The sequence below is a fragment of the Erwinia sp. S43 genome (assembly GCF_016624745.1).
Lineage (GTDB): Bacteria > Pseudomonadota > Gammaproteobacteria > Enterobacterales > Enterobacteriaceae > Erwinia > Erwinia coffeiphila.
Window position 1 is genome coordinate 73,936 of the sequence record NZ_JACVTX010000009.1, and the last position, 13,114, is coordinate 87,049.

10 protein-coding genes are annotated in these 13,114 nt (G+C 54.7%); 6 read left to right on the plus strand and 4 right to left on the minus strand.

The features are described from left to right. The first annotated feature begins 102 nt into the window (after window positions 1-102). Window positions 103-903, plus strand: coding sequence for a helix-turn-helix transcriptional regulator (locus tag IBT47_RS13115; protein ID WP_200560762.1), 801 nt, complete (start codon window positions 103-105; stop codon window positions 901-903). A 130-nt stretch (window positions 904-1,033) separates the two neighbouring features. Here the strand turns inward: IBT47_RS13115 and IBT47_RS13120 are convergent, their stop codons facing one another. Together IBT47_RS13120 and IBT47_RS13125 are read right to left on the minus strand one after the other, a co-directional pair. Continuing rightward, complete coding sequence (locus IBT47_RS13120) at window positions 1,034-2,353, minus strand: FAD-binding oxidoreductase (protein WP_200560763.1); 1,320 nt, start codon at window positions 2,351-2,353, stop codon at window positions 1,034-1,036. Between the two features lie 58 nt (window positions 2,354-2,411). Further along, entirely contained in the window at window positions 2,412-3,314 is a 903-nt protein-coding gene (locus IBT47_RS13125) for a dihydrodipicolinate synthase family protein (RefSeq protein WP_200560764.1), read from the minus strand. A gap of 708 nt (window positions 3,315-4,022) precedes the next feature. Here IBT47_RS13125 and IBT47_RS13130 point away from each other — a divergent pair. From IBT47_RS13130 to IBT47_RS13150, 5 genes are all read left to right on the plus strand, one after another. Beyond that, window positions 4,023-5,354 carry an MFS transporter gene (locus tag IBT47_RS13130; RefSeq protein WP_200560765.1) on the plus strand — a complete coding sequence of 444 codons (1,332 nt, stop codon included), beginning with the start codon at window positions 4,023-4,025 and terminating at the stop codon, window positions 5,352-5,354. A 1,575-nt stretch (window positions 5,355-6,929) separates the two neighbouring features. Then, window positions 6,930-7,853: a sugar ABC transporter substrate-binding protein gene (locus tag IBT47_RS13135; RefSeq protein ID WP_105592613.1), complete on the plus strand. Its 924-nt coding sequence runs from the start codon at window positions 6,930-6,932 to the stop codon at window positions 7,851-7,853. A gap of 33 nt (window positions 7,854-7,886) precedes the next feature. Next, complete coding sequence (locus IBT47_RS13140) at window positions 7,887-9,371, plus strand: sugar ABC transporter ATP-binding protein (RefSeq protein ID WP_200560766.1); 1,485 nt, start codon at window positions 7,887-7,889, stop codon at window positions 9,369-9,371. A 29-nt stretch (window positions 9,372-9,400) separates the two neighbouring features. Then, window positions 9,401-10,423 carry an ABC transporter permease gene (locus tag IBT47_RS13145; RefSeq protein WP_172606588.1) on the plus strand — a complete coding sequence of 341 codons (1,023 nt, stop codon included), beginning with the start codon at window positions 9,401-9,403 and terminating at the stop codon, window positions 10,421-10,423. 259 nt (window positions 10,424-10,682) lie between these two features. Beyond that, window positions 10,683-11,123 (plus strand): 6,7-dimethyl-8-ribityllumazine synthase, encoded by a 441-nt coding sequence (locus IBT47_RS13150; RefSeq protein WP_200560767.1) that lies wholly within the window; start codon window positions 10,683-10,685, stop codon window positions 11,121-11,123. Between the two features lie 112 nt (window positions 11,124-11,235). On the opposite strand, the gene IBT47_RS13155 is transcribed toward IBT47_RS13150, so the two are convergent. Both IBT47_RS13155 and IBT47_RS13160 read right to left on the minus strand, forming a co-directional pair. Further along, complete coding sequence (locus IBT47_RS13155; RefSeq protein ID WP_200560768.1) at window positions 11,236-12,117, minus strand: helix-turn-helix transcriptional regulator; 882 nt, start codon at window positions 12,115-12,117, stop codon at window positions 11,236-11,238. Window positions 12,118-12,122: 5 nt separating this feature from the next. Beyond that, window positions 12,123-12,752 (minus strand): YbhB/YbcL family Raf kinase inhibitor-like protein, encoded by a 630-nt coding sequence (locus IBT47_RS13160; RefSeq protein ID WP_200560769.1) that lies wholly within the window; start codon window positions 12,750-12,752, stop codon window positions 12,123-12,125. Window positions 12,753-13,114 lie beyond the last annotated feature (362 nt).

The following is a 13,114-nucleotide window of genomic DNA, read 5'->3' on the forward strand; positions in this document are numbered from 1 at the left end:
GCGGAATACCCAGCAAATCGGACGAAAGTTGTCGCCGCGGCTGGGTACTTGATTAATCCGGTGGTTTTGGCCGCCCTCTGATTGCCAGCAGGAGAGCAGTGAATGGCCAGTCCGCCTTGTGCGCCACAGTTTACGGAAAGCTTTAGTCTGGCTGCATGGCAGAAGCGCGCCGTGCCGTCACATTTCGCGTCCTGGCATTACCGACATGACGAATGTGAAGAGTGGCACTCGCACGATAAAGCGCAGCTGACCTACGCCAGCGAGGGCGCATTACAGATCCACACCGCCGATGGTATCTGGACGCTGCCGCCCGGCCGCGCGCTGTGGATACCCGCCGGACAGCCGCACCGCACGCACGCTCAGGGGCAGGTGACCACCTGCAACTATTACTGTGCTGAAAGCCGCCATATCGCTGAGTTTGTGCCGCTGATGGCCAGCCCGCTGGCACATGAGCTGCTGGCCGCGCTGATCCGCCATACTCAAAGCGAAGCGAAGCCCGGTGAAGCGGTCTGGCTGATGGAGCATCTGCTGCGGCTGGAGCTGGCACAGGGGGCAGTGGCGACGGTGCCGTTCCTGCCGCTGCCGCGCGAGCGCCGCCTGAAACAGGTGGCCCAGCGGCTGATGCAGGACCCGCAGTCAGAAGCCGGGATCGAGGGGCTGGGGACGGCCGTGGGCGCCTCCACGCGTACGCTGTCGCGGCTGTTTCGCCATGATACCGGGCTGACCTTCAGCCAGTGGCGGCAGCAGCTACTGTTGCTGAAATCGGTCGGGCTGATGGCGCAGGGCCATTCGGTGGAGAATACCGCCCGCCAGCTGGGCTACGTTAACGGCAGCACCTTTAACGCCATGTTCCGCAAAACCCTGGGGGAGACGCCGCAGCGCTACTGGCGTCAGGGAATATGAGGGCGGGCAGCCTGAACGCAAAAGGGCCAGCCAGAAAGGCTGACCCTGATACAGACACATCGTGAGCGGTAATGCGTTATAACCCGCGTGAAATGAGGGGATCGCGCAGGCCCGGCGCAACCGCAGAGGACTACACTTCCAGACCGGCCCTGAACTGCCCCCACTTAAAGACCGAATTCACCCCAATTGACAGGAATGGCTCCGGCGGCGTCTTATTCGGGCCCGGTGATGCCAGCAGGAAGTCAATCAGCTCGTTGCGCTCACCGGCGATCATATCCGCCAGCAGCTTCCCGGTTGCCGTACCGCGGGTGATCCCCAGACCGTTACAGCACAGCGCGCCGTAAACATTCGGCGCCAGCTGGCCGAAGAAGCCTTCATGGTTTTCCGACAGGCAGATTGCACCGCTCCATGAATATTCCAGATTCACACCGGACAGCATCGGGAAGCGCCGTTCAAAGGAACGACGGTGATTTTCAATATAGCGTTTTAGCAGATGCTCGCGCGGGCGACCGTTGGGGTTAAAGCTGAAGCTGTTACGCACCAGAATACGGTGGTCAACGGTACGGCGAATCGTACTGCCGAACGGATGCGCAGGGATCACGCCCCATACCGGCTTGCCGCCCAGCCGCGCCTGCTCTTCTTCATTCAGCGGGCGCGTCAGACTGCCGTACAGGAAGGTGGGCAGCAGTGTGCGCTTCAGGAAACCAAAATCTGAGGCAAACGCATTGTTGGCCAAAATCAGCTTATCGGCGGTGATAGTGCCGTTATCGTGCATCAACGTGACTTTATCGCCGTAGTCGATAGAGGTAATCGGCGTGTTCTCATACAGCGTGACGTTAGATGGCAGACTGTCCGCCAGGCCTTTCACCAGTGCCGAAGGCTGCACCAGCACCGTGCCGGGGATAAACAGTGCCTTCTTATAGTATGAAATGCCGATGTGATCCGGCAGATCGCGCTCGTCTATCATTTGGGTTTCGCGGCCAATTTTCTCCAGACCGCTGCGATAAGCTTCCAGCACGGCAATACCCGCACCGCTTACCGCCGCCTGATATTTACCGGAGTCGCTCATCTGGCACTCAATACCGTGAGTTTTCACGATGTCGCGCAGATAGTCCTGGCCAAGCGTATTCAGCTTCAGTACGCGTTTTGCGGTAGTGATATCGCCGATGTAGTCCTTCGCCCCGATGTCATGCGGCACGTCGATAGCGAAGCCCGCGTTACGTCCGGCGGGACCAAAGCCGACTTCCTGCGCTTCAATCAGTACGATCTCGTCGTCGGGGAAATTCAGCGCCATCTGGCGAGCGGCGGCAAGCCCGGTCAGGCCTGCGCCCACAATTGCCCAGCGGGTCTGCGTTTGCCCGACGTGAGCCGGGCGCGGCGTGCGCGGTTTACTGGTGTGATACCACCCCGGAAGCGCATCGTCGGCGGGCAGAGAGGTTATTTTTTGCACTTGGGTATACTCCCGTTTATATGCGGTACAGAGGGGATTAACGGATCAACCGGTTCTGTCAGCCAGCAATCGCCGCAGCGACATTCTGCTTCACGCCGGCAATCACCGCTTTCAGCTCCGCCTGCTCTTCTTCCGTCAGGCCCAGCAGCGGTGCGCGAGTCGGTCCGGTGCTCAACCCGGTCAGATCCACACCGTGTTTAATCGCCTGTACGAATTTCCCGCCGTCGAGGTAGTTCATCAGTGGCATCATCGCCGCCATAATTTTGCGGCCTTTATTGAAATCTTTTTCCACTACGCAGGCCTGATACAGGGCCACGTGTTCCTGTGGAATAAAGTTGGAACCGGCACAGACCCAGCTGCGTGCGCCCCAGGCAAAGAACTCCAGTGCCAGATCGTCCCAGCCGCAGGAGAGGGCGATGTTCGGGAACTTAATAGCCAGCAGATGCAGGCTGTTCAGATCGCCGGAGCTTTCTTTAATCGCCACCACGTTTTTCGATTTGCTGACCTCGGTGAAATAGGTTTCACCCATGCTGATACCCATACGACCCGGGTAGTTGTAGAGCATGATCGGCAGCTGCGCGGCTTTGTCGACGGTCAGCGCGTGGTGGGCGTTTTCCAGTTCGGTCGGCAGCGCATACGGCGGCGAGGTGACCAGAATGGCATCGGCTTTAATTTCGCGGGCGTGTTTAGCAAAGGCCACGGCATCTTCGGTACGGATAGCACCGGTGCCAATCACCAGTGGCAGGCGGTTAGCCGTGACCTGGCGTGCGCGCTCGGCCAGCGCCAGGCGCTCTTCCACCGTCTGCGCGTAATATTCACCGGTCGAACCGCCAATAATAATGCCGTGAACGCCACCGGCAATTAATGACTCCAGCACTTCATCAAAACGGGCGAAATCAATCGAACCGTCGGCAGCGTATGGGGTAACGGCAGGGGTATAAATACCATCAAAATTAATCATATATTCTCCAGGTCAGGTATCCGGGCAGCGTTGACTTAACGCTGAGCGGGTATTTGATGAGATCCCGCAGTCCGCCGAAGCCGGAAAAATACGGTTCGACTGGGACAGGTTCACTCCATTTGCTAACAATCTGCCAACAAGTTCACGGGCAGGCAATATGTGGATTTTTTTTGCATACATAAAAAAGACAAAGAAAATACGCATTAGTAGTATGAAAATACCAATGATTTTTATTAATCTGTTTAAAATCATATAATTAAAATATTATTTTTATGTGATAATGTTCTGTTTTGTTTTCAGATGGCGATCACATTCCTGAATAATGCCCACCGTGAGCGTATTTACAGTGTGCAGTCGGGGGGTATAGTTTCAACATGAATTTAACCTGGAGTTAACAGCACTTTTCCCCTCGATAGCCTCACTGGCACGGGTCGCCTTCCAGTACTGAGGCTCAGCAATAACGGGGAGAATGGTTAAATAAAAAGGATGTGTTCTTCAGGTGAATTTAATTTCGCGATAACGCGAAAAAAATAACAGGAGCCGATAAACAATGAACGGGTAAGGTTTACCGAAGAGAAAAAGATAACCGATATCAAGACTTACATGACGTTATAAAAATTAAATTAACGAAATTTCTGAATTATCGATCTGATTCAGAGCGAATTTCTGTACCTGCAAAACATGAATCCTTACAGGAGATTCACTGTCATGAATAAGAATAATATATCTATTGAGGATGTACCCTTAAATGGTTTTCACCAGTTGATGACCGTCCGCGCCGGGGGAGGATGGATCCTTGATGGCTATGTGCTGAGCATTATCGGCGTAGCGATCGTGCAGTTTTCGGGATACCTGCATCTGGACTCCTTCTGGCAGGGACTGGTTGCGGCATCGGCGATGTTCGGCACCTTCTTTAGCGGATTCCTTGGCGGCTGGCTGACCGATAAAGTTGGCAGGCAGCGTCTGTTCTTCGTCGGGCCGATTCTGTTTATTCTGGGTTCGATAGGCACATTCTGGACGGAATCCGGCGTGATGTTGTTCTTCCTGCGCTTCCTGATAGGCGTGGGGGTGGGGCTGGAATATCCGGTGGCCGGATCGTTGCTAACCGAATTCCTGCCGCAGAAAAATCGCGGTCCGCGCCTGGCGGGGTTAACGATCCTGTGGTTTGCCGGTGCGGCACTGGCTTACATTGTCGGTAATGCGATTCTGGCTCACGGCGGTGATGATGCCTGGCGTTACGTGCTGGCCAGCCCGGCGGTACTGGGTATGGCATTGTTCCTGATTCGTCTGGGGACGCCGGAATCTCCGCGCTGGCTGGTCAGCAAAGGCCGCCTGGCGGAAGCCGAGCAGATCATCAAAAAAGTGTACGGCGCGACTTTCTCGCTGGCTAATCTGCCGAAAGAGTCGGAAGAACAAAAAGTGTCCATCCGCACACTGTTAAATGCAGGCTACGGCAAACGTATGCTGTTCGTGGCGGTGTTCTGGAGTGCGGCGGTGGTGCCGATGTTTGCGGTTTATTCGTTCGCTCCGGTGGTACTGCAGGCGCTGAACCTGAAGGGCGAGTGGGCTTCAATGGGTTCAGTGATTATCACGCTGCTGTTCGTAGTGGGCTGTATTATCGCTACCCGACTGATTGATACGATGGGCCGTCGTAAGCTGATTATTCACAGTTTCCTGTGGTCAAGCCTGGCCCTGCTGGGTCTGGGTGCGGCTTCACACGGTTCTGAAATGCTGGTACTGGTTCTGTTTGGTGCCTACGCGGTGTTTATCGGTGGAGCGCAGGTGCTGGAACTGGTGTATCCGAATGAGCTGTTCCCAACTGAGGTTCGTGCATTCGCCGTTGGCATGGGGTCTTCACTGTCACGTATTGGTTCCGCTGCCGGGACCTGGCTGGTGCCTTACTCTCTGGCGACGCTGGGTATTGGGCACACGATGTATGCAGCCGCGGTAGTATCCATTATCGGTCTGTTGGCTTCTATCTGGTTGGCGCCGGAAACTAAGGGGATGACCCTGGAGAAGGCGGCTTCACTGAGTCGTTAATTGTTAGTCGGCTAAACCGTGAGTCCTTGCGCCGCCGCAGTTTATTCTGCGGCGGCGTTTGTATTTGTTAGCGTCGTTTTCTGGCGTTGTTTGCTGGAAACGGGGGGCTGCGCAGACGGGTGATTCCCTCTCCGGAGCGGGTCCTCACGCCGCTGTGCGGTGCCTTCACTCCGTTCGTCAGCCAGCCGGACCGATACAGACGCGCGTCCTGCGCGGCTGTACCTTTCGCCTGCGTCCATGCAGGCGAATCCTGGCTTCCTCTCTGCGTTCAGCGCTGCGGATGCTCCTGCGTGGGATTCACCCGTCTGGGCTTTTATCATCGGAGTTGCCTGTGAATGATAAGATCCAGGTTATCTGGGCTGCGACGTTTCGCATGAATCGTTATTGAAAGTAGCGAACAAGGAGAATTATGTGGGCCGGTTTCTTCTGCGGCGGCGTTTGTGTTTGTTTGGTGTTGTTTGCTGGAAACGGGTGGCTGCGCAGACGGGTGAATCCCTCTCCGGAGCGGGTCCTCACGCCGCTGCGCGGTGCCTTCACTGCGTTCGTCAGCCAGCCGGACCGGCACAGACGCGCGTTCTGCGCGGCTGTACCTTTCGCCTGCGTCCATGCAGGCGAATCCTGGCTTCCTCTCTTCGTTCAGCGCTGCGGATGCTCCTGCGTGGGATTCACCCGTCCGGGCTTTCATCATCGGAGTTGCCTGTGAATGATAAGATCCAGGTCTCGGTATTGATAGCAGGCTACGTCATTGACAGTGCTCTGCTTCTCCTGCGGCGGCGTTTCTATTTGTTAGCGCCATTTTCTGAGAATGTGTGGCATTGCAGATGGATTTCATCATCTGAACTGCTTTAAAAGCAGCGAGTAAGAAAGAAGAGGGTGGCACGGTATTGAGCGGCTACCGGGCAATCCGCAGCGCTGAGGTGCAGGCATCTGGCCAGGAGACGGCGACAGGACGTCGTCGTCAGGTGGAATCGCAACAGGGACGTTGCGTTTCCGCCGGTCCGACCGGCCGGATGCCGGAGCCGAAGGAACCGCGAAGCGGCGCGAGGACCGCCCGGTAGCCGCTCAATACCGTGACACGATCCTCCCACCACCGCAGCGAAAAGTCCATCTCCATCACCCGACATTTCATTTACAGCCCCCAGCCGGGTTGTGACCTTGCTCGGGTAACAAAAAAGCAATTGCCGTCAGTCTCAAATCTCTTGCGCCAGATCTCACTTTCCAGCGTTTCCATGAGCGATGTTAGAGGTGTGTCAAATTTTTGTTATTTGATGATTTTAAAACACGCGTTTCGGTGCTTTATTAGTGAAAGTTTCAATTAACTTTAATATGAAACAAAAAAACTGCTCTGCGGCAACGTAGGCAGGGGACAGGAAAAGTAAAACAGTGGTTTGAATTTAAGATGTTGTTTTGTAGTAAATTATTCCGATGAAGTGCTAATAAGAAAATAGTCATACACGAAATAGTAACCCCCTACATTTTACTAAAGTCGTCGGTCACGTTGAAGGAATGTAAAAGAAATTTTTCATTCGACGTCTCAGCCAGCCTGCGCATGCTAACGATAATAAGGGCTCCGCCATGAACGTGAAAAAAACAATTTTAGCGTCACTGTTAGTATGTATGTTACCTGTCACAAGTTTCGCCAAAGAAGTCCAGGTTGGTGTTTCTATGGCACTGTTTGATGACAACTTCCTGACTATTGTGCGCAATTCCATCAGCAAGGAAATGAAGAAAGAAAACGTCGACGGGCAGATCGAAGATGCCAAAGGCGACGTAGCCCAGCAGCTGCAGCAGGTGCAAAACTTTATCGGCCAGGGCGTTGACGCAATCATCGTTAACCCGGTTGATACCAACGCAGTTAAACCGATTGTTGACCTCACCACCAAAGCCGGCGTTCCGCTGGTGTTCGTAAACCGTAAACCCGCGACTGAACTGACCAGCAAAATGGCCTACGTCGGATCTGACTCCGAGCTGGCGGGCCGTCTGCAGATGGAAGCGCTGGCTAAAGCAATGGATTACAAAGGCAACGTGGCGATTCTGATGGGGGATCTGGCTAACGAAGCAACGCGCGACCGTACCAAAGGCGTGAAAACCGTAGTGGCTAAATACCCGGGTCTGAAAGTCATTCAGGAACAGACGGCGAAATTCACCCGTAACGACGCGGTGGACGTAGTCAGCAACTGGATGACGGCGGGCGATGATATTCAGGCTATCGCTTCCAACAACGACGAAATGGCTATCGGTGCCCTGCAGGCACTGGGCAAAAACCCGAACAAAATCGTGATCGCGGGCGTGGATGGTACACCTGATGCGCTGCAAATGATCAAGAACGGCAAGATGGTTGCCACCGTGTTCCAGGATGCAAAAGGACAGGGTGAAGGATCCGTACAGGCTGCCGTTAAGCTGGCAAAAGGTGAAAAAGTTGAGCAGAACGTGATGATCCCTTATCAGCTGATCACCAAAGAAAACTACGCAGAATTTACCAGCAAAAACCTGAAATAACCGTTGCCGATAACAGTTGTACGGAGGTGTTAAATGTCCGCATATGCGCTTGAAGCCGAAGGCATCAGCAAGTTTTTCCCGGGAGTTAAGGCGTTAAGCAACGTATCGCTGCGCGTCAAACCCGGAACGGTGCATGCTCTGATGGGTGAGAATGGCGCGGGCAAGTCCACTTTAATGAAGTGCCTCATCGGGATTTACCGTCCCGATGAGGGACAAATCCGCATTAAAGGCGAGCCTGTGCAGTTTACCGATACGCTGGATGCGCTGCGTTCGGGAATTTCCATGATTCACCAGGAGCTTAATTTGGTACCGCATATGACGGTCGCCGAAAATATCTGGTTGGGTCGCGAGCCGATGAAACTTGGCTTCGTCGACCACGGAAAACTCAATCGTTTGACCAAAGATCTGCTGGTTAAACTGAATATCCGTCTGCGGCCTGACCAGATGGTTGGCGATCTGAGCATTGCCTCCCAGCAAATGGTTGAAATCGCGAAAGCGGTGTCCTGGAACTCGGACATCGTGATTATGGACGAACCGACGTCGGCACTGACGGAAACCGAAGTGTCGCATCTGTTCGCCATCATCCGCGACCTGCGCGAGCAGGGTAAAGCCATCATCTATATCAGCCATAAAATGGATGAGATCTTCGCTATTACCGATGAAGTCAGCGTGTTCCGTGACGGCACCTGGGTGGCCAGTGATTCCACGTCGAGCTATTCGCGTCAGTCGCTGATTACACAGATGGTAGGGCGTGAATTAACCCAGCTGTTCCCGAAATTTGATGCGAACATCGGCGAAGATGTCCTGACCGTGCGTAATCTGACGCGTCAGGGCGTGTTCCACGATGTCAGCTTTAACGTACGCCGTGGCGAAATCCTCGGTGTTGCGGGACTGGTGGGGGCCGGACGCAGTGAAGTGATGGAGAGCCTGTTCGGCATGACCTCCATCGACAGCGGCGAAATACTGATTGACGGCGTGCCTACCACGATTGAATCGCCTGCGGCGGCGATCGATAAGGGGCTGGCATTCCTGACCGAGGACCGTAAAAAGTCCGGCCTGTTCCTGGTGCTGTCGGTACTGGAGAACATGAGCATCGTCAAAATGACTAACTACAGCGCCAAAGCGGGCTTTGTTAATCATGGCGACATGGCGAAGGACTGCCTTGAGCAGATCCGTAAGCTGAATATCAAAACGCCGACAATGGACCAGATCATCAATAACTTGAGTGGCGGTAACCAGCAGAAGGTGCTTATTGCACGCTGGCTGTTGGCCCAGCCCAAAATTCTAATCCTTGACGAACCTACCCGTGGTATCGACGTCGGTGCGAAGGCGGAAATATACCGTCTGATCAGCGAACTGGCGAGCCGTGGCGTTGCCATCATCATGGTTTCTTCCGAACTGCCGGAAATTCTGGGCATGAGCGACCGGGTCATGGTTATGCACGGCGGTCGTATTACCGGCATCCTCAATAAAGAAGATGCTGACCAGGAAACCATTTTGTCGTTGGCGTCCGAGTAAGGGCGTAAGGTAAATAAAATATGAGTGATATGAAAATGACAACGCAACAGTCAACTGAAGCACCCTCATTCTTCAGTAATCTGAAAAGCAAGATGCCGAAAGATACCGGTATTTTCGTGGTAATGGTCGGTATTGCGCTGATTTTCGAAGCCTTTGGTTGGTATGTTCGCGACCAGTCATTCCTGATGAACCCTAACCGCCTGGTGCTGATTGTTTTACAGGTGGCGATTATCGGTATTATTGCCGTCGGGGTGACCCAGGTCATTATTACTACGGGTATTGACCTGTCGTCCGGCTCGGTGATTGCCTTAACGGCGGTGGTTGCCGCCAGTCTGGCGCAAACCTCAGACAGCCTGTCGCCGATGTTCCCGTCGCTGGTGGATATGCCTGCGGTAATCCCTATCGGTGCGGGGATCGGGGTCGGTCTGCTGTGCGGTATTCTGAACGGCGTGCTGATTACTAAAACCGGTATTCCTCCGTTTATCGCCACGCTGGGTATGATGGTTTCTGCCCGTGGCCTGGCACAGTACTACACCCAGGGTAACCCAATCAGCTTCCTGTCTGACGGCTTCACCGCTATCGGTCAGGGCGCTATGCCGGTGATTATCTTCCTGGTCGTAGCGGTCATCTTCCATATCGCTCTGAAACACACTCGCTACGGCAAATACGTTTACGCTATCGGCGGCAACATGGTGTCGGCGAAAGTGTCCGGTATCAACGTTAACAAGTACCTGATCATTGTTTACACCATCGCCGGTGGCCTGTCCGGTCTGGCGGGTGTGGTGCTGGCGGCTCGCGTCAGCAGCGGTCAGTCAAGCATGGGTCTGTCCTACGAGCTGGATGCGATTGCCGCAGCGGTTATCGGCGGCAGCAGTCTGATGGGCGGCGTGGGTCGCATCACCGGTACGCTGATTGGTGCGGTGATCCTCGGTCTGATTAAGAGTGGTTTCACCTTCGTGGGCGTTGATGCCTACGTGCAGGACATCATCAAAGGGATGATTATCGTGGCGGCCGTTTCTATCGATATGTACCGCAACCGTAAGAAGCGCTAATCGCACCAACTGAATATATTCGCTTACGGACCGGGGGATCGTTAACGATCCCCCGGTTTTTTTGTTTTTGTATTGCGCCATAACATGGTTGTTACGCTTCAGGGGAGTTATAAAATGCTGCGAGACGACGGGAAGCGGCTTTTTTTTTGACGTCTGGATTTCGTATTTTCAACATGTTATACCAAGTGAAAATAATCTTACTTTCCAGTAAAATTCCCCATTAAAGATTGATACATTTCATCGCGTTCTTGGAGTTACAGTGAAAAAAATTAATATCGCCTTTGTGAAAGCCAACTGGCATACAGAAATTGTGAGCAAGGCATTAGAGGGTTTCCGTCAGCGCATCGCTCAGGAAGATAACGTTGATGCCGTGATTAATGTCTTCGACGTTCCCGGTGCATTTGAAATGCCGTTAGTGGCCCAGAAGCTGGCGAAAACCGGCAAATATGATGTGATCGTCTGTGCTGCGCTGGTGGTTGACGGCGGCATTTACCGCCATGATTTCGTTGCCCAGGCGGTGGTTGATGGCCTGATGAACGTGCAGCTGGCCACCGAAGTTCCGGTGTTCTCCGTTTCGCTGACCCCGCATAATTTCCAGCCGGTTGACGAAATCGTGCAGTTCTACGATAAGCACTTTGTTAAGAAAGGCGCGGAAGCCGCGCAGGCCGTTCTGGCCGTTAATAGCCTGGTGATTGAATAATTTTCATCTTCGGATGCCTTTACCCGTAAAGGCATCCGGCTATTGTCGTTAAAGCCCCGATTTATTTCTCTGTTTCCCGACTCTCATTCCCTTTCTTTTTCTATTTTAAAGATCACCTCAGCCGGGCGGGCGAAATGCCGAAGCGCGTTCTGAAGCGTGCCGAAAAGCGCGCGGCGGAAAGATAGCCGCTGGCGTCGGCAATCTGCGTCAACGGCCAGCTGGTGGTTTGCAGCAGGGTCATTCCGTGCTGTAGCCGTACCTCGCGCAGTAGCGCATCGAACTTCATATTCTCGCCATTCAGCCTGCGCCGCAGTGTGGCTTCGCTCATTGCCAGCGCGTGACCGGCAATTTTCGTCGTCCAGCGCCTTTCCGGCTGCTGTTCCAGCAGTCGGCGAAGCCGTTCACCGGTACTGCTGCGCGACGGCGGAGAAAATGCCAGCCCCAGTTCTGCCAGGCACAGCAGCAGATCGAACAGGCGAATCTCAAGCCGCGCATCGCTCAGGCTCTGTTCCTTAAGGTTTTCCAGCAGCGGAAGCAGCGCGGGAAGAAGCGCGTCGAAAGCCCTGGTCGTACGCAGCGCGGTTTCGGTATTTTCAGCGGCGCTGGCGACTGCCGGATAGAACTGGCGAAAGCGATCGAGCGTCGCTTCACTGACGGTAATAAACAGCGAGCGGAAAGGCGAACCGTCATCAGCAGGCTGTTTGTTCAGGTCAATGAACTGCCCTGGATTTACCACTGCAAAGCCTTCATCGGGCGTCAGTGTTCGCGGGCCGTTGGGAAACAGGAAGGTCAGCGTGCCGGAGAGGATCAGCAGCAGGGTCGGGCTGTGAAAGTGGAACTCGGAAATCCGCTGCTCAGTGCGCATCTGTGAATGCGCAACGCCACACAGGCCATCGCGCAGCCATGCCTGCCCGCCGGGCAGCGGCAGCACCGCCCCAGGCACACGTGCGGCTGGCCGCTCATGATGATCAAGGGAAGGGCGGTGCACCGTCATTACCGTCAGCCTACAGTCGGGTTCAGGCTGTAAAGCCCGGTGATCTGCGCGCTGCCCAGCACATCGGCCGCCGCGATTGCCGCCAGGACGTTAGCGCCGTTCAGCTCACCCGCAACGTTCAGGGTGCTGTTCGCCAGCGCGTAGACGGTGAAGACATAGTGATGCATCAGCTCATCGTTCCACGGCGGGCAGGGGCCGTCGTAGCCGAAATACTGTCCGCTCATGTCCTTATCGCCGGAGAACCACGCGGTGTAATCATTCACGCCGTGGTGCAGGCCGTTCGGCGCTGCCGGGCCGGGCTTGCCGCGTGGGGTTATCGCATCGGACTGGCTTCCGGCTGCAATTTCGCTGACGGATGCCGGGATATCCAGCAGCAGCCAGTGGTAGAAATCGACGCGCGGCAGCGATGCCTCTAGCACTTTACCTTCCTGGTTGACGTTATCGCCGACGGACGGGACGTCCGGGTCGTGGCAAACAATCACCAGGGATTGGGTGCCTTCAGGGATATTCTGCCACGCCAGGTGCGGGTTACGGTTAGCGGAGAGGCGAATGTGATTTTCGCTGTCGGCTACGGCAAAGGCGAATTCACCGGGAATGAGATGGCCGTCGGTAAAGCTGTCGCTGTGAAGTTTCATGAGTGCTCTCTGTGGTAAGCGGTTGATTGAGATGTCGTTCGGATGGCGATCATCATAACGATAGCGAGGAGTGAAAAACTTCCCATTCCGCTCAATGTTATTTCTTATAGCGTCATTTTGATGGTCAGGGGCGTTTTTTTATGAGTTGCTGAGTTGCTGCATGTTTGGCGTCTGGCCTGTCGGTGCGGGGTGGGTTCGCGGACTCGGCGTGAACACGTCCCTGTGGCCTCGATTCGCGCATCCCTGCGCTCAACGGTCCGCGAACCCACCCCGCACCGATTGCCGGTCAACTCAGGGGGGCGCTGCTGGCTACGGTCATATGCGATTATTTTCTTTGTCGAAGCTTCAGGAGTTGCCTGTTA